General features: G+C 34.9%; 24 protein-coding genes. 18 read left to right on the forward strand and 6 right to left on the reverse strand.

What is annotated here, in order from left to right; all coding sequences use genetic code 11:
- Positions 1 to 5: 5 nt before the first annotated feature.
- Together ACAN53_RS06540 and ACAN53_RS06545 are read left to right on the forward strand one after the other, a co-directional pair.
- Entirely contained in the window at positions 6 to 413 is a 408-nt protein-coding gene (locus ACAN53_RS06540; protein WP_379968239.1) for a (4Fe-4S)-binding protein, read from the forward strand.
- Between the two features lie 39 nt (positions 414 to 452).
- Positions 453 to 728: a GNAT family N-acetyltransferase gene (locus ACAN53_RS06545; protein WP_379968241.1), complete on the forward strand. Its 276-nt coding sequence runs from the start codon at positions 453 to 455 to the stop codon at positions 726 to 728.
- Between the two features lie 189 nt (positions 729 to 917).
- Here ACAN53_RS06545 and ACAN53_RS06550 read toward each other — a convergent pair whose 3' ends face one another.
- From ACAN53_RS06550 to ACAN53_RS06560, 3 genes are all read right to left on the reverse strand, one after another.
- A complete protein-coding gene (locus tag ACAN53_RS06550) occupies positions 918 to 2,009 on the reverse strand; it encodes a low temperature requirement protein A (protein WP_379968243.1) in 1,092 nt (363 codons plus the stop codon).
- Between the two features lie 144 nt (positions 2,010 to 2,153).
- Entirely contained in the window at positions 2,154 to 3,002 is an 849-nt protein-coding gene (locus tag ACAN53_RS06555; RefSeq protein WP_379968245.1) for an aldo/keto reductase, read from the reverse strand.
- A 319-nt stretch (positions 3,003 to 3,321) separates the two neighbouring features.
- Positions 3,322 to 4,188 carry an aldo/keto reductase gene (locus ACAN53_RS06560; RefSeq protein ID WP_379968247.1) on the reverse strand — a complete coding sequence of 289 codons (867 nt, stop codon included), beginning with the start codon at positions 4,186 to 4,188 and terminating at the stop codon, positions 3,322 to 3,324.
- A gap of 527 nt (positions 4,189 to 4,715) precedes the next feature.
- On the opposite strand from ACAN53_RS06560, the gene ACAN53_RS06565 reads away from it, so the two are divergent.
- Both ACAN53_RS06565 and ACAN53_RS06570 read left to right on the forward strand, forming a co-directional pair.
- Positions 4,716 to 4,901 carry a DUF4865 family protein gene (locus ACAN53_RS06565; RefSeq protein WP_379970270.1) on the forward strand — a complete coding sequence of 62 codons (186 nt, stop codon included), beginning with the start codon at positions 4,716 to 4,718 and terminating at the stop codon, positions 4,899 to 4,901.
- Positions 4,902 to 5,113: 212 nt separating this feature from the next.
- Complete coding sequence (locus ACAN53_RS06570; RefSeq protein WP_379968249.1) at positions 5,114 to 6,124, forward strand: pirin family protein; 1,011 nt, start codon at positions 5,114 to 5,116, stop codon at positions 6,122 to 6,124.
- A 157-nt stretch (positions 6,125 to 6,281) separates the two neighbouring features.
- Here the strand turns inward: ACAN53_RS06570 and ACAN53_RS06575 are convergent, their stop codons facing one another.
- From ACAN53_RS06575 to ACAN53_RS06585, 3 genes are all read right to left on the reverse strand, one after another.
- Positions 6,282 to 7,430, reverse strand: coding sequence for a C40 family peptidase (locus tag ACAN53_RS06575; protein WP_379968251.1), 1,149 nt, complete (start codon positions 7,428 to 7,430; stop codon positions 6,282 to 6,284).
- Positions 7,431 to 8,058: 628 nt separating this feature from the next.
- Positions 8,059 to 8,454 (reverse strand): cupin domain-containing protein, encoded by a 396-nt coding sequence (locus tag ACAN53_RS06580; protein WP_379968253.1) that lies wholly within the window; start codon positions 8,452 to 8,454, stop codon positions 8,059 to 8,061.
- Between the two features lie 20 nt (positions 8,455 to 8,474).
- Positions 8,475 to 8,795: a carboxymuconolactone decarboxylase family protein gene (locus tag ACAN53_RS06585; RefSeq protein WP_379968255.1), complete on the reverse strand. Its 321-nt coding sequence runs from the start codon at positions 8,793 to 8,795 to the stop codon at positions 8,475 to 8,477.
- 185 nt (positions 8,796 to 8,980) lie between these two features.
- Here ACAN53_RS06585 and ACAN53_RS06590 point away from each other — a divergent pair, with 185 nt between their 5' ends.
- The 14 genes from ACAN53_RS06590 (at position 8,981) to ACAN53_RS06655 (ending at position 26,783) form a co-directional block, all read left to right on the forward strand.
- Positions 8,981 to 9,385, forward strand: coding sequence for a MerR family transcriptional regulator (locus tag ACAN53_RS06590; RefSeq protein WP_379968257.1), 405 nt, complete (start codon positions 8,981 to 8,983; stop codon positions 9,383 to 9,385).
- A gap of 179 nt (positions 9,386 to 9,564) precedes the next feature.
- The gene (locus ACAN53_RS06595) at positions 9,565 to 10,308 is read left to right on the forward strand and encodes an SDR family oxidoreductase (RefSeq protein ID WP_379968259.1); all 744 of its coding nucleotides are present in this window, start codon (positions 9,565 to 9,567) and stop codon (positions 10,306 to 10,308) included.
- A 176-nt stretch (positions 10,309 to 10,484) separates the two neighbouring features.
- Positions 10,485 to 10,889, forward strand: coding sequence for a MerR family transcriptional regulator (locus tag ACAN53_RS06600; RefSeq protein WP_379968261.1), 405 nt, complete (start codon positions 10,485 to 10,487; stop codon positions 10,887 to 10,889).
- Positions 10,890 to 11,278: 389 nt separating this feature from the next.
- The gene (locus tag ACAN53_RS06605; protein ID WP_379968263.1) at positions 11,279 to 12,481 is read left to right on the forward strand and encodes a macrolide family glycosyltransferase; all 1,203 of its coding nucleotides are present in this window, start codon (positions 11,279 to 11,281) and stop codon (positions 12,479 to 12,481) included.
- 538 nt (positions 12,482 to 13,019) lie between these two features.
- Positions 13,020 to 13,298 (forward strand): heterocycloanthracin/sonorensin family bacteriocin, encoded by a 279-nt coding sequence (locus ACAN53_RS06610; protein ID WP_379968265.1) that lies wholly within the window; start codon positions 13,020 to 13,022, stop codon positions 13,296 to 13,298.
- Between the two features lie 126 nt (positions 13,299 to 13,424).
- Positions 13,425 to 15,380 (forward strand): putative thiazole-containing bacteriocin maturation protein, encoded by a 1,956-nt coding sequence (locus ACAN53_RS06615; RefSeq protein WP_379968267.1) that lies wholly within the window; start codon positions 13,425 to 13,427, stop codon positions 15,378 to 15,380.
- Positions 15,380 to 17,320: a TOMM precursor leader peptide-binding protein gene (locus ACAN53_RS06620; RefSeq protein WP_379968269.1), complete on the forward strand. Its 1,941-nt coding sequence runs from the start codon at positions 15,380 to 15,382 to the stop codon at positions 17,318 to 17,320. The genes ACAN53_RS06615 and ACAN53_RS06620 overlap by 1 nt, the downstream gene beginning before the upstream one ends.
- A 23-nt stretch (positions 17,321 to 17,343) precedes the next feature.
- Positions 17,344 to 18,909, forward strand: coding sequence for a SagB family peptide dehydrogenase (locus tag ACAN53_RS06625; protein WP_379968271.1), 1,566 nt, complete (start codon positions 17,344 to 17,346; stop codon positions 18,907 to 18,909).
- A 287-nt stretch (positions 18,910 to 19,196) separates the two neighbouring features.
- A complete protein-coding gene (gene trmL / locus ACAN53_RS06630; protein WP_379968273.1) occupies positions 19,197 to 19,667 on the forward strand; it encodes a tRNA (uridine(34)/cytosine(34)/5-carboxymethylaminomethyluridine(34)-2'-O)-methyltransferase TrmL in 471 nt (156 codons plus the stop codon).
- A 923-nt stretch (positions 19,668 to 20,590) separates the two neighbouring features.
- A complete protein-coding gene (locus ACAN53_RS06635) occupies positions 20,591 to 21,370 on the forward strand; it encodes an FRG domain-containing protein (protein ID WP_379968275.1) in 780 nt (259 codons plus the stop codon).
- A 1-nt stretch (position 21,371) separates the two neighbouring features.
- Positions 21,372 to 22,457: a DUF262 domain-containing protein gene (locus tag ACAN53_RS06640; RefSeq protein WP_379968277.1), complete on the forward strand. Its 1,086-nt coding sequence runs from the start codon at positions 21,372 to 21,374 to the stop codon at positions 22,455 to 22,457.
- Positions 22,458 to 22,969: 512 nt separating this feature from the next.
- Complete coding sequence (locus tag ACAN53_RS06645) at positions 22,970 to 23,323, forward strand: GIY-YIG nuclease family protein (protein ID WP_379968279.1); 354 nt, start codon at positions 22,970 to 22,972, stop codon at positions 23,321 to 23,323.
- Between the two features lie 2,337 nt (positions 23,324 to 25,660).
- Positions 25,661 to 26,251 (forward strand): DUF4365 domain-containing protein, encoded by a 591-nt coding sequence (locus ACAN53_RS06650; RefSeq protein WP_379968281.1) that lies wholly within the window; start codon positions 25,661 to 25,663, stop codon positions 26,249 to 26,251.
- A 52-nt stretch (positions 26,252 to 26,303) separates the two neighbouring features.
- A complete protein-coding gene (locus tag ACAN53_RS06655) occupies positions 26,304 to 26,783 on the forward strand; it encodes a hypothetical protein (protein WP_379968283.1) in 480 nt (159 codons plus the stop codon).
- Positions 26,784 to 26,979: the final 196 nt, after the last annotated feature.

Below are 26,979 nucleotides of genomic sequence, written 5' to 3' on the forward strand. Positions count from 1 at the left end.
GTTTTATGAATAATGAACCCAAACGTTATATAGGGGAACAGATTGACGTTATTTTCCACACTGAAAGATGTGTTCATGCGGCAAAATGTGTAAAAGGACTACCAAAGGTTTTCAATGTTAATAAGAAGCCATGGGTGAATGCAGATGGGGAAGAGGCCAGCAAAATAGCAAAAGTTATTGAAGAATGCCCAAGTGGTGCATTGGAATATATAAGAAAAGATAGCGGGGAACAAGAAGTACCAAAAGATAAGACAACTGTTGAAGTTGCTGCAAATGGAATGATATATCTTACGGGTAACTTGGAAATTCAAAAAGGGGACGAAACGATTCCATGCACGCGTGCCACATTATGTGGGTGCGGAAGTTCTAAAAATAAACCTTTTTGCGATAATAGCCATTTAAAAAACTCCTAATGGTTTAAGAAGAATTTTTATAGAGGGGGGAAAACTAAAATGATCGATATAAAAAAAGATAACAACACGTTTTATGTAGGAAATCAGGTTAAAAAGGACGCCGAAATCCATTATGTTCCTACTGGTAAAAATAAAATTATCATAGATCATACACTTGTATCAGACAGTTTACGAGGTAAAGGAGTAGGAGAAGCATTAGTGAAACGAATAGTAGAATTTGCAAGGGAAGAAGGGATAAAGATTATTCCATTATGTCCTTTTGCAAAGAGTCAATTTGACCGTAATGAGAATTATCATGATGTTTTAGTAAAATAATAGGATTCGTATTCTCATTAGAGGAGAATGAAACTTTTTCTCCTCTTTTTAATTTTGTTTTCATTTCTTTTTTGATTCCTTAGAGGATGATTTATATATCGTAGTAGGGAAAGAGCGAATTTATCAAACAATAGTAATCAAACATAATTTAATAATTAAAACATATTGATTATTAAATTGAACTATTTATTAAGTTATTGTAACTATAGCATAGATAATAAAAAACAGAGCTAATTCCCCCATTATGACAATATCTGGAACTATTATAACCAAATTAATAATAAAAAAGGCTGCTAAAATCCCTACAAACATCCCTAAATGATATATTTTCAAACGATGTTGTTCATACCGGTATTGATGAAAAACAATGGTAGTTGCAATGAAATAGAGCAATACGGAACTAAATACAAAATATAAGATAAATGAATAATGGACCTGATGTAAAAACATCAGTTTGATAGATGCTGCAATCATACCCAAAGACATTAGAATAAACAGATGTCCGTATACAATAGTTTGTCCTGCTCCCTGAATCGACTTATTGACCTTCTTTTCTACGTTATCGAAATACTGCCACCACATCGAAATTATAAGAATAAATGAAATGATCGAAAATGAGATAGAATCCCAGTCACCTTTTTGCGGTTGCAAGACAAAAAGGGTGCTAACGACTGATTCCCCTAAAAGGATTAATGTCAATAAAGCAAAACGTTCTAATAAATGAGCCGTATTTGTCGGGGCTTTCACCAAATACTTACGTCCGAAAAAAGGCATAATAATATCCACAATAATCCCTGCATATAACACGGCGTATCGAATCCATAAATTAAAAAAGATAGAAAAAAATGAGATGATGATCCCAATCCAAAAACGTGTTCCTAAAAACCAAGCAACTTTTTTTCTATTACCTTTTTCTACGTTTTGAACAACAAGATATTGGATTGCTGTTATTGCTCTTATTCCAATATAACCAGTAAGGAAAGGGAGGTAGTATTGATCAAAATCAACCGATAAACTGGATGTCATAATAAGGACAAACAACATTTGAAGAATCATAAAGACACGTTGATGTAAAAGATCTCTCCCAAACCGATTAGTAAACATTGTTTGTCCAGTCCAAGACCACCATATCGGAATAAACATTAAAGCAAATTTTAATAAATATTCTGGATATATATACCCTTCTTCAACATGAAGCAAGACCTGAGTCGTATTTGCTACCGCTGCCACAAATAGCAAGTCATAAAAGAGTTCTAACCACGTAACCTTTTTTTCTTCCATTTTTACACACCTTTCCATTCCATAGTATGATGAAAGGTGATTTCAAACAAGAAGTATTCTGTATGACCCAAACCTTGGTTAGAGTTTTTTGTTAAAAAATCCCTATAAATTTAATTTATAAAAAGCATAGCTTTTTTCCTCTTCTTACCATAAAGCAAGTGGGTGTTTCATGCTAGGTTTTGGATAGATTGAGTCTAATTGCTCCAAATCTTGCTGTGTTAATTGTATCTCAGTTGCTTTCACATTATCTATCACATGAGCGGTATTACTAGATTGTGGTATAGCAATTGTTTGACCATTTCGAATACACCATGCTAATAAAATTTGAAAAATTTCTGAATGATGTTTTTCAGCAATCTCCTTTAAAACTTTTTGTTTAGTTAGATTAGTACCCAAGCTATCACCCCGAGCAACTGGGGCATAGGCGATTAATGGCATTTCAAGTTTGTTCATCATAGGTACTAAATCGAATTCAATCCCTCGATCTCCTAAATTATAACGTACTTGATTTGTTGCACATTTTCTTCCATCAGGTAATTTCATTATTTTTTCTAAGTCATCAACATCTAAATTAGAAACACCCCATGACTTAATTTTCCCCTGACTTTTTACTTTCTCCAAGGCTTCAATAGTTTCTTCAATAGGAATATTCCCTTTCCAATGGAGTAAGTATAAATCTAAATAATCTGTATTTAATCTTTTTAAGCTATTTTCTAAACTAATTGGTAATTGCTTTTTTGAGGCATTTGAAGGGAGAACTTTTGAAATGAGAAATAATTCTTCACGGTTATAAGGCATAATAGCATGTGCAACTAATCTTTCTGCATGTCCATCTCCATACATTTCAGCAGTATCAATAACTTGAGCGCCATTATCAAGACCAACTCTTATTGCTTCTACTTCTTGTTCAAATTTATATGCTTTGTCTCCCATATTCCAAGTGCCTAAACCTATAGGAAAAACTTTCCTTCCTGCAATTTTTACTTTATTCAATTTTTTCACTCCCCACCTGAAAATTTTATAGCTGATTTTGATATGATTTCCAATTAAAATATGGCTTTTTTATCATTCATAAAAATGTATCAGAGGCCAGAAATAACTTTTACTGACCGCTGAAGTCTTCATTGTTTATGTCAATTCTTTCATCTAAATATAACCGCCGTTTGACCTTCCCCATATAACATGCTATTTATTTCTGCACGTATACAATTTTCACTACATAGATCTACCTAAATGAAAAGAGCATATTGTTCTGCTCTTTTCATTAATTAGAATTTGATTGTTTTTTTATAATGAACGTTTTAGTAACTGACTATTTCTTCTTTCCACCAAATACAGGCATTATGCTTGCCTCACCATAATCCTTGATGCGTTCAAGATTTTTCAAGAACTCCATATCCTCTTCAGAAATAATGAAATCCACTTCTGCATTATTTTTCATATGTTCCGGATTTGCAGTTTTTGGTAACGGAAGAAGACCCAGCTGTAAAACATATCGAATACCTAATTGAGGTACTGAAACACTGTATTTTTCTGCGATTTCTAAAACTTTTTGATTTTTCAATAATTCTCCATGTGCAACCGGTGAATAAGCCTCCACAAGAATGCCTTGTTCTTGAGTATATTGAATCAATTCTGTCGGTGTATTGCTTATATGAGCCAAAATCTGATTTACCATCGGTCCGACTGTACAATCACTAAGAATATTATCTAGGTCCTCTTTTTGAAAGTTAGATACACCTATGGCACGAAGCTTTCCTGCTTTGTATGCTTCCTCAAGAGCTCTCCATGCTTCACGGTTTCCTTCGAAGTAACGATCTTCGTCACCGAAATTCTTCCATGGTTGTGGACTGTGAATAATCATCATATCGATATAATCAAGTCCCATCGCCTTCAGTGATTGATCAATCGATGAAACGGCTTCTTCATATGACTTTATTTCTGCAGCAAGTTTTGTAGTTATAAACAATTCCTCTCTGTTCACTCCACAAGCTCTAATCCCATCCCCAACACCACTTTCATTCGCATATGCCTGTGCTGTATCAATATGACGATATCCGATTTTCACAGCATCTACCACTGCCTGTACGACATCCTTATTATTTATCATCCATGTTCCAAGACCTAATTTAGGAATCTGAATTCCATTAGATAGATTATAATTTTCTTTTAAAATCATATATAACATCTCCTTTTTTAATGGTTGATTGGACATACATCTTTCTTAAAAATACTTATTATAAGTATATCCTAGGACCTAAAGTTAACTTTAAGTCAAGACCTTTTTTCTAAAATAATTACAAAAAAATTCATATATAATCTATGACATCTGGCGGGCTGTCCACTGGGAGGGTATGTAAATTGATAATTGGAAGCAAGAAAACCGTCCCTATGCTTCTGCTTAATTAGAAACAAAAGATCCTTCACTATGCTTTTCTGCTTGTTTTGAAGCGTTAAACATATTGTTTCTTAGTAGGATAACAGCAAGGCTTAGGATTACGGATAGGATTCCTACTAATACGACGTATGGTACGCCCATTTCTGAAATGAATAATCCACACCTACAGCAGCTGCTCCAATTAGAAACAGCTTTTGGAGCTTCTTCTTTACTTACTGAGGAAGCAGCAACAATAAATGGGATGGAAAAAGCCTAGAATTATACGAGCAATTAATAAAATGGTAAAGTTAGATATAAATATAGATACAATGTTTTCCAAAACGAAAACGCCTAATACAAATGACATGAATTCTGATGGAAAAAATACAGGAAATATTATCTTGTATAACCCGGATAAATGGGTGTATAGCCAATTCGTCTTTTATGAAGAAAAGCCCAAAATAGATGCAGCAGAGCACCTTACGATTTATGAAATTTTACACATTTCACAATAGCACGAGACTGTGATTGGGAGGAGGAGCCTCCTTTTTTTACTGTATAAACATGAAGTATAGATTGGAACAAAAACTTCTTATTATAGTAACTTAAAAAAATATAGTATAATGAAACTGCAAGATGCTAACATCGAACCATTAACATTTTATACAAAATTTTAAAGATTGAAATAAATCCAAAATAGATTGGCTTTTAAAGGAGCGAGATAGAAGTGAATAGCAAAATTATGAACATACAAAAATTAGGATTTCCATGGGAGACAGAAGATCCGTTCCTAATGACAGTGCACCATAAAGATGCATATCCTGCAGGAAATGATCAGCAGGGTCCTAACGTTTCATTGGAGGGAAGAAATCTTGGTGAGGATTTTACGATTCGTGACGGTTTTAGAATGTATCATGGCACATCCGTTCCAGGATTTCCTGTACATCCGCACAGAGGTTTTGAAACGGTAACCGTCGTTTTGGAAGGCTTTGTTGATCATTTTGATTCATATGGGTCAGTAGGGCGCTATGGAAATGGGGATGTACAATGGATGACAGCAGGGAAGGGGTGCCAGCATACCGAAATGTTTCCTCTCGTCCATCAGGACAAAGGCAATCCGCTTGAACTCTTTCAGATCTGGCTTAATCTACCTGCAAAAGATAAATTCGCTGAACCGGAATATAAAATGTTATGGAGTGAGGATATACCGGAAGTACAACTAGCTGCTGATGGACAGAAAACGACTGTAAGACTCATTGCTGGAAGTATGCAAGGCAAGTCTAGTTTAGAACCAAACTCTGCTTCTTGGGCAAACGATAAAAGTCATCATGTAGGAATCTACATCATTCATATGGAGCCAGATGCAGTTTTCACCCTTCCGTCCGTTTCAAAGACAATGACGCGAAATTTATATTTTTATCAGGGAGAGAAACTAAATATAGAGGAAACGGTAATTGAGGCTAACCATCGTGTAAAGCTTGCTGGTAATCAGGAAATTACGATTACAAATGGTTTATCAGAGAGTTATATGCTGCTCCTAGAGGGAGAGATGATTCAAGAACCGGTCGTAGCCTATGGACCATTTGTCATGAATACGAAGGAAGAAATCCGCGATACCTTTAAAGATTATCAAGAAACACAATTTGGAGGCTGGTCATGGGGTCGTCCTGATCCCGTAAATGAGCGGGAGTCAGGAAGATTTGCACGCCATGCGGATGGAAGAGTTGAAAAAAGGTAACTGCTATTCCTGGTAATTGAAAAAGTAGCAGTGACATAGAAAAGACAGTAGAAAATGATAAAAAGCTAATCACCTAAAATATATAGATGATTAGCTTTCCTTTTTTTATATCGATAAAAAATTACGATTTCCATTAACCTTCTATAGTTTTTAATTATTAATACGGTCTCGAATAACCGAGGAAGTGGCTGCTCCAGTACGGGTTGCTTACGGAAGATACGGTTACCCCGTTACCTGCAGCACTTATGAAGGTGCCATCTCCAAGATAGATGCCCATATGAGAGGCGCCGTTTGTCTGATAAGTACCTTGAAAATACACGAAATCGCCAGGTAGTGGATTATTTGTTTTCGTAAAGCTGTTCCAATAGCTATTTGCACTTTGACGGTCAAAGGAGAAGCCAAATTTGTTATATACATAATAAATGAAGCCACTACAATCAAAACCGCTTGGCGATGTTCCGCCAAATACGTAAGGTACACCTTCGAAAGACTTGGCATAAGAGAGCAAGGCAGGCACGTTATTAAAGATTGAAGAAGCTTGTGATGTAAAAGAAGAACTAGTTGTAGAAGTCGATACATTTTGTGACGTAGAAGCAGAGCTAGTTGTAGAATTAGATACATTCTGTGATGTAGAAACATAATCTTTATAAACATATCCATCAGATCCATTGTAATGAACTTTGTACCAATTTCCTGATTGGCCAGTTACTTCTATTTTGTCTCCATTAGATAATACATCAATACTACTGTAGTTTGTTCCAGGTCCTGTTCGAAAATGTAAACTATCTGCATTTACATAAAATGTAGAGGTTGACTGAACAGAAGTGGAATTAGTAGAAGAGTTGGAAGTGGAAGAAGATGTAAGATAATCTTTGCTAACATAGGCAGACTGATTATTATATGTAATCTTGCACCAGCCATTGTTTTCAGACTCTACTGTAACTTCATCCCCGTTACTTAACAATCCTATAATAGAAGAACTAGTATTTGCGTCGCTTCGAACACGAAGAACGTCTGCTGTAACTTTGTATTTGGAAGAAGAGACCGTAACGAAATCTTTATTTACATAGGCCTCTTGATTGTTGTATTGAATTTTGTACCAATTACCGCTTTCGCCCAGAATGGTAACTTTACCTTGATTTGGTAAGGCACCAATTACACTATCATTTGTGCTAGGACCTGTTCGTACATTTAAATATGTAGCATTTACAGAGCCAACTGAGTTACCGCTTGCTTGCACAGTATCTACAACGAAAGGTAAAGCAGCTAGTGCGACGGATGAAACAAAAAAAGTTTGAGCCTTCAAAGCAATTCCTCCATTTATAATAATTTTACATTTAGGTATAAAAACAATTGCGATAATTTCAATTCAGAATGAATACTCTTCTATTATTCTATTAATCTAATATTTTTTCAATGTATTTTTAATTATTTTTATGAAAACATCAAGAAAACATTAGTAAAATAAAATAAAAAATGATTGACAGCTCGTAATCGAGATTGATCCAGACGGAACACTTATAGATTAGCCACAGCAACTAACCAATATTGATCAACACACTTTTCCGTACTTCAAAGATTTACTTACAAAAGATCTTGGCTACTAACAAGATCCTAGGACAGCAATTACTTATATTGAATTACTCGTTACCGGCTAAATTAACTACATTTAATGAATGAAAACAAAAAGGGGCGTACCGATAAATATCGGTACGCCCCTACAATTCTATAATTTAATTTACATATTAAATATTTGATTTGAAGGAAAATAGATTTATTGTTTAGTTCCAAATCACTTCTTCTTAATCCTGGTTGATTAGATAATTAATATACCTTCATATAACTGCTTTATTCGGTAATATTCCTCAAAAATCTCCTCCACCTCAATGGAAAAGCATCCTCCAAAATGAAATAGCTTTGAAATGAAGTTAGATTTATAATGTAATATACCATTCATCATCGACAGGTTCTAACCAAACCGTTTCTCCTGGCGTAATTGCTAAGTGCACAAAGCAACTGTCTTTTGTCGCACCATGCCAATGTTTTACATGCGGTGGAATATTCACCACATCCCCAGTTACGAGTAATTGAGCTGATTTTCCTTCTTCTTGATACCAACCCTTTCCACCTGTAACTAACAAAACTTGTCCAATATTATGAGAGTGCCAGTTATTACGAGCTCCTGGAGCAAAGGTTACATTCCCGATTGGTGCATTGAGTGGCGTCACATCCGTAAACACCATTTGTAAATATGCATCCCCGATAAAGTGTGCTTGAACTTTTTCTCCCAATGGAAAGATGGTGCTATTGTTTAATTCTTCATTTGCCATGTTTTAAATCCCACTTTCTTTTAATTTTTATAGATTTTTTTTGCGATGTTAAATGCTGACCAAGCTTTAGGCCATCCTGCATAGAACGAAAGATGGGTGATGATTTCCGCAATTTCATCTTTTGTTAATCCGTTTTCCTTCGCTTTTTGAAGATGTGGAGTTAATTGTTCAAAGTTTCCGCCAGCGATTAACGCAGAAACTGTAATCATGCTACGATCGCGTAGAGATAGCTCTTTCTCTCTTGCCCAAACTTCACCGAATAAGACATCATCGTTAAGTTCAGCAAATTTTGGAGCGAATTCTCCTAACAAATCTTGTCCAGCTGTTTGTTTTTCTGTCATTTTTATTCATTCCCTTCACCCAGTCCTTATTCGTTACATGATGAAGTATAGACCTTAAAGTAAACTTTAAGGCAAGAAATAAAATTTTGAAAAAAGTTCAGAAATGTAAGGATGTCTTTTTTGCTTGACTTAAAGTTAACTTTAAATGGTAGATTCGATACATAAAAGATAGCGAGGTGAGGAAAATGAATATTGCACAAGTGGCAAGCCAGTTTGATCTAACAACAGCAACTCTCAGATATTACGAACGCGTAGGCTTGATTCCACCGGTAAACCGAAAGAAAAGCGGCATACGTGATTACGATGAAGACGATATCAAATGGATTGAATTTATAAAATGTATGCGAAATGCTGGATTGACGATAGAGGCGTTAATTGAATATACAACTTTATTTATCGAAGGAAATAATACCGTAGAAGCTCGCAAAAATATCCTAGTTGACGAACGACAGCGACTGATAGAGAAACGGATAGAGATTGACGAAACAGTAAAAAGATTAGATAGAAAAATTGAGGACTATGATGGGAAATTACTTAAAAGTGAGGCTGAACTCAAAAGTATACCTGCAACGGATAATATTCAAAAATAAAGCATCTTCATTTTATTGATTTCTATCATTGCTTTGTACGTTGTTTTTATGAATGGGAAAATGAACAAGACAAAGTATTTAGGAAGAAGGAATTAAAAAATTATTCTCATATCATTTGACTTAAAGTTAACTTTAAGTTGTAAAGTGGTTTCGTAACAATAACTAAGGAGGAATTTACCATGGAAAATATTGAAGGAAAAGTTGTCATTATTATGGGTGCATCAAGTGGGATTGGTGAAGCAGCTACCAAGAAACTTGCACAAGAAGGAGCAAAATTAGTGATTGCTGCTCGCCGCGAAGATCGCTTGAAAGCTCTCATTGAATCATTACCAAATGCTGAAATTTCATACGCTGTTGCAGACGTATCGAAAAAAGAGGAAGTTCAAGCAGTTGTAGATTTGGCAGTTGAAAAATATGGTCGTATAGATGTACTCTACAACAACGCAGGAGTCATGCCAACTGCGCCACTTTCAGAAACACACTTTGATGAATGGCGCCAAATGTTAGACATCAACATTATGGGTGTTTTGAATGGGATTGCTGCGGTTTTACCTATTATGAAAAAACAACAATCTGGTCATATTATTGCGACTGACTCAATTGCAGGACATGTAGTTTATCCTGGTTCTGCTGTTTACTGTGGAACAAAATTTGCTGTTCGTGCCATCATGGAAGGATTACGCCAAGAAGAACGTGAAAGCAATTTGCGTAGCACAATCATCTCTCCAGGGGCCGTGGATACTGAATTATATCTCACTTCAAAGAATCCTGAAATACAAGAATGGTTGAAGAATAATCAAAGTACAGAAGGCTTCGGATTGCAGTCAAGCGACATTGCAGATGCAGTAGCTTATGCAATAAGTACACCTGAAACTGTTGCGGTAAGCGAAATCATGATTCGTCCAACGAAACAAATTATCTAAGCATTCTTTTTCTACTATATAGTTGTCAAGAAAAGGACCAAATAGAATTCTCTCATCCATGTCACATGATGAAGAACTCTATTTGGTTTTTATTAGTGAAATAAAAACATTCGTTTAAAGTCCGCTTTATGTGTATCTTATTAGTAGAAACAAATACACAAAACGAGGTGGGTATTGTGACTTATTCAATTGGAGAATTTGCAAAAATCGTTGGTGTAACACCGAGTATGCTCAGATACTATGAAATGGAAGGGTTACTTACTGCTCAGCGAAATGAAAATAATGTACGAGAATTTACTGATTACGATATCGGTTGGGTTCAATTTTTGCTCCATTTGAAAGATTCAGGAATGTCGATGACAGAGCTTAAACAATATACCAGATGGCGTGAAATGGGTGAAGCCACGATTCCTCAAAGGCTGGATTTGCTTGAAAAGCGTAGGAGCCTCGTGGAACAAAAGATGCAAGCTTTGCAACAAAACCTGGATGTTTTGAATCGTAAGATTGTATTCTATGAAGATCAGTTAAAAGGGAATAAATATGAATTCGTCCTTTATCCAAGTGAAAAAGTGAATTCATAAAGCTTTTCAGAAGCATTAATATATGGTTCAGATACCTATTCCGAAAGAATATTCAACTAAATATCCAGACGTAAAAAAGAATTGAGATTATTACAATGGTTAAATATTGTATTCTAGAAAAGAAGTGATGAAATTGAAATTTTTACAAATAAATAGAACAGGAAAAAATAATAAAATAGTTGTTATTGAATTGAATCGCTAAGAAGCGCTAAATGCTTTTAATACGAAAATGGTTATGAACTTTTTAGAAGGCTTCCTAGCTTTTGTTGAGAAGCGTGTACCAATGTTTGGAGGAAAATAAATATATCAGGTTTGTGGGGAAAGGTGTCTGAAATACAAGGTTGCTCTTACATAATTTAGAAAACATTTTACATAAGGGAGTGGTTATAATGGCACGTGTTTTATTTATTAATGGTGGATCAGAAGGACATATCAATCCAACTATTGGAGTTGTGCAAGAGCTTATTTCGCGTGGAGAAGAGGTAGTGTACTTTACAATTGAGGCTTTTCGAGAACGTATTGAGAAAACGGGAGCTACTGTACGAACATTTGACGGTGAGAAATTTATAAAAGCTTTTATCTCAGGTGGAAGAAATTATTTAGTCGAAAGAATCAATGGCCTTTTGCGTACGGCAGATATCATGATACCTAGTGTTCTGGAGCAAATCGAAGGGGAACATTTTGATTATATCATTCACGATTCCATGTTTGGTTGTGGACGTTTACTTGCACAAATCCTTAAACTTCCGGCAATTAGTTCATGTACTTCTTTTGCACAGACGAAAGCATCATTTGATAACATGTTGGAACATCTTTCGCAAAGTATTCCAACAGAAATTGTTAAAATGATCAATGAGGATTATCAAAACCTGACAACAAAAATGAAAGAAAAATATGATGTGGAAATCGCTTCTCCCTATGAAGTTTTTTGTAACCCTGCACCACTTACAATCATTTATACAACGAGGGAGTTTCAGCCCTTTGGAGAGACATTTGATCAAACGTATAAATTTGTAGGTCCATCCATTTCTTTACGATCAACGCAGGAAAACTTTGACCTTACCACAATCAAGGGAAAAAACCTGATTTACATTTCACTGGGAACTGTCTTTAACCAAGCAATTGATTTCTATAAGCTTTGTTTTCAGGCATTTGGAAACACTGTTCATACTGTTGTCATGTCTATTGGGGAAAAAGCTCAAATATCTGAATTGGGAGTGATTCCCAAAAACTTCATTGTCAAAAATTATGTTCCACAAACTGAGGTGCTGAAATACACGAAATTATTTATCACACATGGTGGAATGAACAGTACCAATGAAGGTCTTTATTACGGGGTACCTTTACTTGTAATCCCCCAAAGCGCTGATCAGCCTATAATCGCCGGGCAAGTTGCCAATATCGGAGCGGGTATTACATTACAAATGCAAGACTTAACAGCGAATCAACTACGTGAAACCGCAGATCATGTGTTAAACCACCCATCTTTCCATAAAGCTGTTGTGAATATGAGAGAATCCTTTCAAAAATCAGGTGGATATCACCAAGCTGTTGATGAGATTTTCAAATTGAAAAGTAACTATGATATTTAACTGAAGAGGATATTCGTGAAATTTTAATGATATAAGTATAGATTTTTTTGATAATGAATAAAACAGAGGCACTACTTTTGTACAGAGTAGTGCTATTTCTGATGCTTGGGTGCGGGTATTTGCTTGAGGTTTCTCTTTTGTTTCTTTGAATTACGTCTTGTAATTCATGTTAAACAAGGGTTACTTCTTCTAATCATCCCTGCTATTATTGCAATCCTGCCCATCATTTGCATGTAAATACTGAATAATATGTATCCTATAATTCCGCCAATGACACCGGTTTGAAGGCTACCTAGCGAGAGTGTGTTAGAAAATTCGTGTCTAGAATCTGGACATAGTTCTAACCTTATTCCCATCCCCCGTAGAAATAGGCACCCAAATCAGTAACAGTGACCTAATTTGAATCATATTTTGTTGAAGAGAGTACACGAGGAATCTGGTGGTTCTATCTTACTAGATTAACAAATGACTTTTGTTATACTCTCCGTTCACATATCAGTTTTTACTTATTTATTTTAACTTTAAAGGGGGGATAAGTATGCAAGGCTTTCAAAATGAATTGCAAATGTTAGGCATGGATCATTACCAAGTTGGTCAGGTAAATCCAATAAATCCTCATGTCAACCAATATATGGAGGATTATCGGCGATGCGGAGGGTGCGGACGGTGCGGACGATGCGGAGGATTTGGTTGTGGAGGGTTCCGATGCGGAGGATTCCGATGTGGGGGATGTGCGGGCTGCTTTGGCTGTTTTAGTTGTTTTGGATGTGTTGGTTTTGTAGGTAGTTGTTTCGGAATTGGTATCGGTTTCATATAAAAAGAAAGTGTCCCTTCAGGTTTGCTCCAGGGGCACTTCTTTTTTGGTTTATCATAATGGACAAATAAATGAACATAAAATGATAGTGCAAAATTCGGATGAATGTTAGGAAGAAGGAGGAGCTGAATGACAAAACTGAACTCGTCCTCACGTTTGAAGGTTAAAAGGGAGACAATTTTTCTCCCTGATCCAAACAATGGTGTTTATTTTAGAAATAATTTAAGCTCGTTCCGTATGGAAGGTGCCACCATCTATCAGTGGATTGAAAAACTAATGCCGATGTTTAATGGGGAGCAGACATTGGGAGATTTGACAGAAGGACTAACTGCTCCTTATCGGAATCGGGTATATGAGATCGGTGAAACGTTGTATAAGAATGGCTTTGTTCGAGATATAAGCCAAGATATGCCCCATCAGTTAACCAGGGTAGTTCTTCATCATTTTGCTCCACAAATAGAATTTATAGAAAATTTTGTAGAATCGGGCGCATACCGATTTCAGCAATACCGACAAGCTAAAGTGTTGACAATTGGGTCAGGCTCCTTCATCGTTTCATTAGTTTCATCGTTACTAGAATCAGGACTACCTAAAATTTATGTCATGGTAACAGATTCCATTCATACAAATCAGCAGCGATTACATGAATTGGTGGAGAAAGCTAAAATGACGGACCCTGAGGTTGAAGTAGAGGTGGTACCTTTTCAAAAAGAAGAGGGGAGTAGTTTTTGGGGAGAAGTTGTGAAGCCCTATGATTGGGTTCTGTATATATCGCAGGATGGAAATATAAAAGAAGTAAGGGATCTAAACGAGGTTTGTAAAGAAGAAAGGAAGGCCTTTATACCCGCTATATGTTTAGATCAAGTGGGGTTAGCTGGTCCACTTGTACATCCAGAATCAGATGGCTGCTGGGAATCTGCTTGGCGGCGCCTTCATCAAACTGTAATTAATACAAATAAGCAACCCCAGGCTTTCTCTTCGATTGCAGGATCTCTTTTGGCGAATGTTACAGTGTTCGAATTTTTCAAGAGGGTGACAGGGGTTGCGGGATCCAATCAGAGTAACCAAATTTACCTTCTAGATCTTGAAACGTTAGAAGGAGATTGGATTTCATTCCTAACTCATCCTCTGGTGACGACTAAAAAGGATACACTAAGACTGGTTGAAAATATTGATGTTGAACTCAAACAGGATGCAGAGAGAAATGAATCACCAAGAAACCTCTTGGACTATTTCAGTCGCTTAACTTCAGAAGAAACTGGAATTTTTCATACATGGGAGGAACGAAATTTGACCCAGCTACCGCTTACACAGTGCTCTGTTCAAGCAGTTAACCCCCTGTCAGAAGGTCCGGCGGAACTGCTAACAGAATGTATCTGTGGAGGTTTAACCCATGAGGAAGCACAAAGAGAAGCAGGACTGACAGGTATTGAAATGTATGTTTCAAATATGATTGATTCATTCGTTAGGAGAGACGGCGATAACACAAGTGCAAGCCTATCAAGCGAATTTATAGGTATTGGTGCAGGTGAAACATTCGAAGAGGCTGTTTGCCGAGGGTTGCAAGCCTATTTAGAGGAAGAATTAAGAAAAAGAAAGATTGAACAACTGAAAATGATTTTTTGTATGGAGCTAGGATCGATGGAAGATCGACACTGCCGATTTTATTTAAATTCCCTAACTACTTTCAATAGCGAAACGACGATCGGAGTAGAAGAGGAAATACATGGCTTCCCCGTAATATGGATTAGATCAAATGACAGATGGTACACAAAGGTGGGTTTAAATACAACATTGGCGTTAAGGGGTGCATTACAACAAGCTCTAATGGATGCGCAAAATCAAGTGCTTTTCAATGAGAGGAAAGTAATGGAGCCAGCAGCTTTTTTGAAAAATAACTCTTCTAAACTCGAAATTCCTTCTTGTGAGGAAATGACACAATTTGAACTATTCCGATCCTCCATGCAGGTTCTTAATAGGAATAACAAACGACTTTTCGTCTATGATCTTGCCTTTGAACCTTTTTTAAAGCAGCATGAGCTGGCCGGAGTGTTTGGTGTTCAGCTGCGTGAGGGGGAATCCTGATGGCTGCCCAAATTCTAATTGAAGGAGAGGGAGTATTAGCTGATTATGTCAGTGATCTTTTGTCTATTGACTATGACATAAGGAGACAAAGTAACTTAGCAGAGGTCCCCAAAGAAACAGAATTAGCTTTGGTATTACACGATGGTTGGCATCCATCGATTCATCAAAAAGCGGAAGAAAAATTCCGGACTGCTCGTATCCCCTGGCTTCGAGGGTTTGTTTCGTTCGGGGAGGGAATCATTGGTCCAATTGTATACCCTGATGGACGCGGGTGTTCTCGCTGTGCTGACATACGGCGCATGATTGCAGGACCCGATCGGCAGGAAATGTGGTCGCTTCAAGCAAGAATGGAAGAAGCAGAAGAAATGCAGCGTAATGCATGGACATCGCGAACTGGACTATTGCATATGGCCTTGTTAATAAAGAAAGAGGTACAGAAGATCCTGAAAGGTGACCGTGCCTATTTAGAAAATAGGATGTGTATTACGAATTTAAGAACGTTACTTACTTCTAGCCACTTTTTCTTGCCTGTTCCAACGTGCTCAGTTTGCAGCCCATTACCGAATGACACAGCAGCATTAGCGCAAGTGAAAATCAAATCTAGTCCTAAAATAAGTGAGGATAGTTACCGCTGCCGTCCTACTCGTGAATTAAAATCATTTTTGCTGAAAGAATATCTGGATTTTCGAACCGGTGTCATGAATGGGAAAATGCAGGATTACAGACTGCCATTTGCTGATGTTCTTGTGAACATGCCGATGTTTGGAGCCGATGAGGGAGTTGCAGGGCGGTCTAATTCTTATGAGTTGAGTGAGCTGATAGCCATTTTGGAAGGCTTGGAGCGATATTGCGGGATCCAGCCTCGGGGTAAAACGACGGTCATTCGAGACAGCTACCGCAATTTGGAGCATATAGCACTATATCCTGGACGTGTAGGCTTTCATGAAAAGGAACAGTATGCAAAGGTGAATTTTCCATTTAAACCGTTTCATCCTGATGACCAATTGAATTGGGTATGGGGATATTCGTTTTCACAAGAACGTCCTATTTTGGTTCCAGAGTTACTCGCTTACTACAGTTTGGGCTATGGAGAGGGCGTTGTTTATGAAACGTCTAACGGATGTGCAGTGGGTGGGAGCCTAGAGGAGGCTATTTTCCATGGCATTATGGAGATTGTCGAGCGAGATTCCTTCCTATTAACCTGGTATGCAAGGTTGCCCCTTCCGCGTCTTGATCTTCATTCCGCGAACGATAAAGAATTACAGTTGATGGTCGACCGTGTGCGAGAGGTTGCCGGATATGACCTCTATTTTTATAATTCAACGATGGAACACGAGATTCCAAGCGTTTGGGCAATCGCAAAAAATAGAAGATCCACGGGTGTAAACCTTATTTGTGCAGCCGGAGCAAATCCAGATCCAGTAAGAGCAGTTAAAAGTGCGATTTACGAGCTTGCGGGAATGATGTATCGACATGATGAAAAATTGGAAGAAAACCGACAAAAATATGAAAGGATGTTACTCGATCCATTCGAAGTAAAGACGATGGAGGACCATGGCATGCTATATGGCTTACCAGAGGCTGAGGAGCGCCTACATTTTTTATTGAATAATAATCGTCCATTACGAACGTTTGAAGAGGAATATAAGACACAGCCGAAATATACAGATTTGCAAGATGATCTAGAGAACATCTTGCAAAGGTTTCGTCAGTTAAACCTCGAGGTTATCGTGATTGACCAGTCAACACCTGAAATCAAGCAGAACGGTTTATACTGTGTAAAAGTATTGATCCCAGGAATGTTACCAATGACATTTGGTCATCACCTAACTCGTGTAAAAGGACTGGAAAGGGTCTTAAACGTACCGATGAAACTTGGCTTTACAAAACATCCGTTAGTATATGAACAGCTAAATCCATATCCTCATCCGTTTCCATAATGGAAAGAGTAGGAGGTGAAAGGTTGAATCTTGACACATTTCTATACAATTTGCATTTTGAAACAGATAAAATCTCTCCGCCGGATTGGCAGGTTGATTGGGAAGATGCACCACTTTCCTATAAATTGTATCGTGGCTTACCTGAGATACCACTTTCTGCAGAAGTACCGTTATCCATCGAGAAACGGGAAGGTGCTGTAAAACCAAACCTTACAGACATAGGTCATCTTCTATGGTATGTATATGGCCTTACTCAATACTCACAGTCCGCTTTTTCCAATGGTGTCACAGAAAATGATGTGATGATTGCCTTACGGCGATTTGTTCCTTCTGGAGGAGCTTTGTATCCCAATGAAGTATACATCTATTTAAAGTTAGATGATATACCAGAAGGAATCTACCATTACTCCGTTGCTCATCACCGCCTCGTAATAGTAAGAGAAGGAAATTACGACTCTTATTTATCTCGTAGTCTAGGAAATAACTGTGATATTTCAGACTGTTTTGGAACTCTATTTATTTCAACAATGTTTTGGAAAAATTTTTATAAATATAATAACTTTTCCTATCGTTTGCAAGGGCTAGATACTGGTGTGTTAATCGGGCAAACGTTAGAAGTGGCGGATCGGTTAGGGTTCTCTACACGGATATGCTACCAATTTCTTGATCGGCCGATCAATCATTTACTAGGACTATACGAACAGGATGAAAGTGTATATGCAGTTATTCCTTTGTCAATACAACCAGTTATTAATTACCGTGAAATTGATAAACTAGATAGGGTTTCCGCCAGTGCTTTATGCCATGAGCTACCAGTGTTGACCCATGAATCCTATCAACGATCAAAGAGAGTACTAGATTACCCGATGATAAGAAAGCTCAATGAAGCATCCATGTTAGAATCAACAGATTCATTTTTGAAGATGGAACAAGATAATCAGATTAGTGTGTCTACAGAAACTATTATGCTGCCATTTACAGAGTCCTTATCATATGATCTCGCAACTGTTTGTAGAAAGCGACATTCTCCTGATGCAGATTTTTTGCTAGGGAAAGTAAGTCAAGTCCAATTATCCACTTTATTAAAAGAGACATTTTCCTTTTCCTATCAGAATGACCTTGATAGAACAGAGGGAAATATTGAGTCTCGTTTGGCCTTATATAGTTGTTTATATAATATTGAGGATGTTCCAAATGGAGCATACTCCTATGACAAAAGGATTAATGCCCTTCGGAAAATATCGTCAGGGGATTGTCGGGAGTATTTACAATATGGATTAACATTGGATAATGTAAATCTATTTCAGGTCCCGCTTAGCTTCCATGTCATTGGAGATAAGGATCATTTCATCAAGAAATTGGGGTATAGAGGATACCGGATTCAGCAGATGGAAGCAGGGATCCTTGTGCAACGGCTCCTATTGGCAGCAAATGCTTTGGGGATGGGCGGCCACCCGCTTCTGGGTTTTGATGTTAAATCATGTGACGAACTTTACCAGATTGAATCAAAAGGGAAAACCAGTTTAATCCACATCCCTGTCGGTCCCTACCGTCCACGCGCTTGGTTAAAGGGGAGCTTGCATAGCTAGTGTAGGGATATTCTAAAATGAACGTAAGATAATTATAGTAGGTGGGGAGACAACTGTAAGAGGAAAAGATTTTGTAGGAAGATATTTTATTAAACTTAAGGTGGCGAATCAGAATAAGTTGTTAGTTAGCGATCAGATACAGTCAAAAGGTTAAGCGAAATTACACCTATCGGGAGCTATAATTACTTGGAGCAATTGTTCCTGAATCATATTGTTGTGTTCATGCTCTGAATCTTAGGATATATGCTATAATTTGGAGGGTAAAATAAAGATAGAGGTGACCATTCTTGGCAATACATGTTGTACTATATCAACCAGAAATACCGGCTAATACTGCAAATATTGCACGTACTTGTGCCGGAACGGATACAGCCTTGCATTTAATCCGACCACTTGGATTTTCAACAGATGAGAATATGATAAAACGAGCAGGTATAGATTACTGGCAGTCTGTAAACATAACGTATTATGACTCATTGGATGATTTTTTTTCAAAAAATCAAGGCGAGTTTTACTATATTGAGACATTTGGTGAAAAATCACATTCGTCCTTTGATTTCAGTGATGTATCAAAGGAACATTATTTTATATTTGGAAAAGAAACAACGGGTTTACCAAAAGATTTACTAGAAAAAAATAAAAATCACTTTTTGAGAATACCAATGAGTGTTAATGTTCGTTCACTGAACCTTTCGAATACAGCTGCAATATTGGTGTATGAGGCTTTGCGTCAGCAAGGATATCCAAATTTAAAATAAAAAAATCTTCCAGACGGAAGATTTTTTTATTTGACTTTTTTTGCAGAATTCTTCTTTTTAATGGGGAGGAAAAACGCAGTACTTTTCTAACATTTGAACAGTATGTTTCCCTAAAAAATATTATTAGACATGTTTCCGCTGCTAATTAGTAGTTATGGAATTGGTAAGGGTACTTGGAATAAGATGAAGTTTAAAGATTTTTTGATCCATCTTGGGAAAGGAATGGAGGAACTACAAAATAGGCAAAACAAATGAACAGATTGATGATTATGATAAGTTTGTGTTTTTATCTAGTTAACATAATATATATTCCGTTTGATGAAAAATAGATTTATTGTTTAGTTCCTATAATTATTGGGTCGTTTCTTAAAGTTATTAGGTTCATCCCACATAGTTATGTTCAATTTATAGAGAAACAATAACTGATAATTATTATGTCCCCTTTTTTGTTTTATAATCCAATTCAAGAAACCTAAAGCATGAATATGTATCATAGTATTTAATTGGTTATGAATTTGTAGAAAGCTCTCTCACTATATGGTCCTTTTCTCTGTTTTCTACAACTAGGAAAAAATGATAAAAAGTCTTTACCAATAAAAATACTATGTCGTTTTCCATAGAAAATAATATTTAGCCCCTCCTCGTAATATTAGAAACTTAATAACAACTGGGATTGTTGCGGTTTTAATAAAGACTTTTAAAAATGCCCAACACATATTACTCTAGTAAAAGTTCCTGAATGAAGAATAATTAAACTGGTATACGATTCAAGAAGGTGAACTAGAAATAGTTTAGGTTTTAGAATTTATCAAATGAAAGGAATAAATTTTATATAATTATCGTATACAACACTAGCGTTTTAATAAACAGGAAATAGTTTTTTATATGGTGTATAATTTTGGTAAAACAATGGTGGTGATTTAATGGAAGTTTCAGATTTATCAACTTATTTAGAGGAAATAGCTAGTATATTAACTACCAATGAGAAACTTTGGTATAGAGGGCAGTCTAAAAACTCTGAAAAATATAAACTTCTACCCTCAAGTTACAGAGATAATGTTAATGATAATTACGAAGAAGACTTTTATATGAAGTTTAAAGCGAAGGCAGTTCCTTTTTTAGAAAAAGAACCACAGTCTTTTTGGGGTTGGTTATTTATTATGCAACATCATGGTGTTCCTACTAGATTATTGGACTGGAGTGAAGATGCATTTATAGCATTAATGTTTGCTTTGGAGCATAGAAGCTCAGAAGATAAAATTGAGTATGATGCTGTAGTTTGGTGTTTAAATCCTTTAAAGCTCAATGGGCAGTTCATCTTTTCTTCAACTAGAAATAATATACCAAATATAGAATCAACTGATATTACTAATGCATTCGGTCCAAATAGTATGCCGGGAATTCCTATTAATCATCCAGTTGCTGTTATAGGTTCTCTAAATAATGTAAGAATTATTGCCCAAAAAGGAGTGTTTACATTATTCCCAAAACCCCCTAACGTGAAGCCATTAGAAGAAACAATTGATGCTAGTAAATTTTTGACGAAAATTGTTATAAAAAAGGAATCTATAGATTCTATTAAAAACCAACTTTATCATATTGGATTAAATGAGAGCAGTTTGTATCCTGGGTTGGATTCAATAGGAGAAACAATAGTCAGAGAAAATAAAGAAAGAATAGCTAGTACATCAGGGAGGGTTTAACATGTTTGCAATTGAAAAGACTGCTTCCACAATTTCTGAATGGTATACTCACTATAAAAATAATAATATTGATTTTGAGCCACCATATCAACGGGTTGGTAGTTTATGGAGTCAAGAGAGTCAACAATTATTGATTGATAGTATACTTAATAAATTAGATGTTCCTAAATTTTATGTTAATTACTTTGTTTCTAAAGGAAATATACTAAATCCCAAAGAAAAATTATTCGCAATAATCGATGGAAAACAACGCTTTTATGCAATATTTCAATTTATGGAAGATAATTTCCCATTAAGTCGCAATTTTGAATTATTTGATAATCCAAAACTTGATCTTAAAGGATTAACCTATAGTGAAATTTCTAGATTTTATCCAGATTTTAAGCACTTTTTTGATAACTATAAAATAGATATAGCACTTGTAATAACAGATGAGCAAGAACGTATAGAGGAATTGTTTTTAAGATTAAACGAAGGAAAGCAACTTAATAATGCCGAAAAAAGATATGCGATTTCAGGTGATTTATCCACCAAAATAAAAGGATTGGTTAATAGTAATTCTTTTTTCAATAAGGTATCATTTAATGATAAGAGATACGATTACTTTGATGTGTTAACTAAATTATTTTTATTAGATAGCCAAGTTAATATTGTTTCTTTAAATAAGTCCAACCTGGATGGTATTCTAAAGTCTAATAGAATTTTAACAACAGAAATGAAAAAGAAATTTAAAGACTTTGAAGAAAATCTTAAAAAGTTTTCAGATTTATTCCAAGAAAATGATTCTTTGTTTAATTCAAAATCCAAAATACCTCTTTATTATGCTTTTATTCGTAAATTAAATGCAGAGTCCCTTAACTATGTTTATAACTTTTTAACACAATTTGAAAAGTTAATTTTACAAAATAGGGTATCTACTGAAAAAGATGAAACTTTAATAGAGTATGATCGTTTGACCCAGCAAGGAACTGTTTCTAAAAGTTCACTTGAAAACCGTTTACAAATTCTTCAGTTATATTTCGATAAGTTTATCGAAAATAACGAAAAACTAGAAGTAGTTAAAGTTGATATTGAATTTGATGAGTGAAATATTTACTTTTATATAAATAAGAAAGTATTACTAAATTGCATTTTGTAATAAGGTTACATAAAAATTAAACAGATTTACTTAACCCCGTTCTATTTATCAGAACGGGGTTAAGTTTGTTTCAGGTTTTTAGAATAAGGTAACTTTTGTCATTTTTCAAACTACTATTTTTTAACATGTGAAATTTAAATTTTGTTAGAAAACTATACAAGTTTCAAGATAACAGCCATGCCTAAAAGTGAGGGGTAATAACTTTTAGTGTCAAAAAAAACATTAATCGTAGCATCTATTGATTTTAGGGCACATTTTTATTCCTACAAATTAACAAAGGAGGCTACGTAAAGTGAACTTTACACGTGTCGTGGATAATAATGGAGGAGAGGGTAGAATCTACATACTGTAATCATGGTAGATTTCATCGTGATTATAATAAGTCAAAAGGTTCCAAAAGTAAATTTAGAGGTGGGAGATTAAAAGATACAGATATTCGAAATGATTCATGGGGGAAAAGTATGGCTCCTTTGCAGCTACTTGGAACTCCGGTATCATCTGATTTTATGGGTTTAAGATGGTCAAACTTTATAGAAGTAGATAACGTAATTAGTTCCTTTCCGAATAATCGAGGAGTTTATAGGGTCAAGTCATTGGAAAGTGATGTGCTCTTGTATATTGGTGAGTCAATAAATATAAGAAACCGAATTCGATCACACTTCAGAAAAGATTGGGGACAGAAAATAGGAATTTCCTATTGTATTTTAGAGGATGCAAAGTCTTATCATTTGAAGGAAACCGAAAAGAATCTTATTGGCGGCTATTATTCTATTCAACAGAATGTCCCTAGATTTCAGTTTAGAAATTTACAGTAAACAATCTCTAAAGGGGTAATTAATCAGAGTTTATCTATGATTTTTATTATGTAGAGAGATTTATTGTCGAATTTTAAAAGAATAGTTTGATCGTAATTAGAATAGTATAAAACTAATACTGTTAACTGGTTAGTTTGGTCAACTGAAGTCTGTTGAAAGGCTAGACAGAAGGGTAAATCATGTAACTTCTGGTAAATTTCGCTTATCATCTAATCATTTGGAGAAGTTAAGAATGTTATTATATTATGAATTTCTCGGAATAAGGATATTTACACTTTAGAATTCTACTTAGGGTGTCAATATTCTTTTTTGTATTAAAAAAGATAATTAGTTAACCACTTAGAAAAGCTTGAAGATTTTTATAAAATATTAACGATGTTAAGACTAGAACAAAGTAAATAAAAGTTACTTTTGAGACGTTCCATAATTATAAGGGACATACCATATTAATTAGGGACAGGTTCCAATAATAAATGTAACGTCATAATAAGTCACGAATCTAGTTAACATAATATATATTTGGTTTGATGAAAACTAGATTTATTGTTTAGTTCCTATAATTATTGGGTCGTTCCATACAGTTATGTTCGTTTCATTGAGGAACAAAAACTGATAGTCATTATGTCCAAATCACTATCTTTTAGTCGGAAATTTATTATAAATAATACAAAACATTGGATTAAAAAATAACATAAATATTTTACAGCAATCAAATGACCTCCTTAGATTTTTCCTTAAATAAGGAAGTTAATTCAAGTAAATTTCACAATGATTTTTATGTAGTGAGTATGAGATAACTACACCGTGAATGATTAAAAACGAAAATTCATCGAAAGTAGAGGGTTTCAACAAACCAATAAAAAAGGATAAGTGTTTTAATTGAAATCTATTCCTTTAATTACAAATAATACCAATAGTATTATATAATGAGTATATATTAATCACAGTAAGGTAGTGATTACGTGACAATAGCCAATATTCACGGAAAAATTCCCTAATATGAAGGAATGGAGGACTTGTTAACATCAGATGTATTTTCCCTATTTAAAAACCTTCCTGCTGATTTAGTATTGGTTCCATTTCTGAAAAAGTCAGTTAATTTTCAAATTAAAGAGACTATAAAATTCTCTTTTAATAATGTTACCAAGGCTGATTTTATTTTTTAGCCTAAAACATCATTCTATAAGCGTGAACCCGATATATTCATACTATTAACACAAAATAATAAACCTCCTTTTTCAATAATAGTTGAATCAAAGTATAGAAGTGGAAAAAGTAATATAACTCGAGTGAAAGATTCAAGTCAACTCTCATTATTTGAAGGCGACCAATTAGCGGAACAATACTTTGAGTTAATAAATGGAAACTTAAATCTAGATCAATCTATAATTGATCATTAAAACAACTCTCTCGACCATCTGATCTTAATCAAAAACAAACTCCCTAGCAGCAATATCTTCTGCTCTAAGAGCATGGAAGGTGTTAAGTACTAGCGAAATAAAGATATTATTAGAGTTCATTAAAGAAAATGAAAATAAAGGTTGGTTAAACAATAAGCTTCTTTCAATTGAAGAAGTTTTTCATGTGTAAGAAAGAGATATAGAAAATTTTATAGCAAGTAATCCCGAAATATTAGGTAAGGGGTTAAACTAATAAAACAACAATATATATTTTCTGATGAGACAAGACCTGGTCTTCTCTTAATTAATCCAATGAATGATGAAAATTATTGTGGTTGAAATTAAAAAAGTAAATTTGGACCTGAACAACAACTAAAACATTATATGAAATTATGCAAGTATGAAAACTTGGTTACTCGAATATAAAAGGTATAGTAGTATGGTATACTCTCTTATTTTAAAGAAGAAATGGTGCTTCAAAAAAGGAAAATATTTGTGGGAGAACTTTCGGGTGGAAATTGGATGTAAATTAATTAGGATAAACGTATTTTTACTAAACATTATGTAATACACTTATAATAAGGGAATCGTTTTATTTCTTCCTGCTCTTTCAACAGTAATCAGTTTTAGCTGTGTTTTACCATTAGTCACCACCTCCCCTTTCCTTTCAGATTTATAACCTTTCGTCAAGTTGGTGTAAAAATGGATTAAGCATATCCTACCTGTTTTATGACGTTCCTATTATTAAAACGGAACAAATTATTTATTATTTCCAAAATTTTCGAAGTAATAATGACTAAACTTTATGAAATTTATAACAAAAGGGAGTATGTGGTATATATTACTATATTAATCAAATTAAAAAGTTTTATCTTGCCTTGTTATAATAATAATTAGATGTGACAATTTAAGTCCTATATAAAAAGGAGTACATATTATGACCAATAATGTGACCTCAAAAGAAAGTATTCTTTCTCAATATACTGAAAATCAACAACGAGAGGACATATCAAGGAATTATGTAGAGCGTTTTTTTGTAACAAAAGGATGGAAATTTAGAAAAACTGAAAATGATAATGATATCGATGCAGAAATAGAAATATTTAAAAAAAGAATAACTACAGCGAAGTTCATAAAAATACAATTAAAATCTACTAAAGATATTGAAATAAAAGAAAATAATGGTGAAGTAATCTACGATTGTCCAGTAAAGTTTTTAAACTTTTGTGATATCTGCGAAGTGCCTGTACTTATATTTTTATATGACGATAATAGTAGTAACAGTAAAGCATATTGGCTTTGGGTACAACAATACATATATAACAATTTAGAAGTTGATAATCCTACATGGAGACTAAATGAGACAACAGTGCGAATTAAAATTCCTAGAGATAATATAGTTAGTCAGCAAGAAAAATTTTTTAACCAACTTATAAAAATATCATCAATCGGAATAAACGAAATAATAAATCTAAGAAAAGCTAAACTCGCAGAGCAATACATGTTGGTATTGTATAAATTCTCTTAGTAAGCGTATTGAAATAGAAGAAATTGAATGGATAACGGAAATTGCAGAGGAAATGCCAGTTATTATTGTATTAACTCAAACCATCAATAAAAAGGATAATGAACTTTACGATAAAATTAGATCTTATAATATCTCTTATAAACAAATTGTAAAAGTTCTTGCCGAAACTTATAATATTGAAGATAATGATGGAAATGTCATATATAAAAAACCATTTGGACTCCAAGAGTTGTCTGAGATCACCTTTCAACTTCTTCCAGAGCAATTAAGAAAAGCCTATACTGCTGCTCAAAAGGTTGATTTACAAAAAAAAATTAATTTTGCGTGGGTAACTGCTGGTTCGTTAATAGCAGGTACCGTAGCGTCTACGTTCTTGCCAACAGGAGCAGATTTGGCGGCAGTTGTAGCAGCTCAAGCTACGATGTTATCAAGTATTACTGTTATATTTGGGCTTGAGTTTGGTAAGAACTTCTTTCTCTCAGTAGTTGCAGGAGTGGTAAGTAGGGCTTGCGCTACAGCGGGGCTAGTATAGATCAAAACACTCACTACTTACACCAATAGTGGGATAAATAGCTAAATAAGTGATTAAACTTTTACAAATGATACACTTTGTTCATTTAACCCTCTTTTACAATAAATAAACATTAAGTAATAAAATATTAAAGCAGTTTTCCTATAGTTGGAAATATAGTATCATAGATTTAGTACATATTAGAAAATTCACTCAG

Origin of the sequence: Ectobacillus soli (genome assembly GCF_042610425.1) — a bacterium.
GTDB lineage: Bacteria > Bacillota > Bacilli > Bacillales > Bacillaceae_G > Ectobacillus.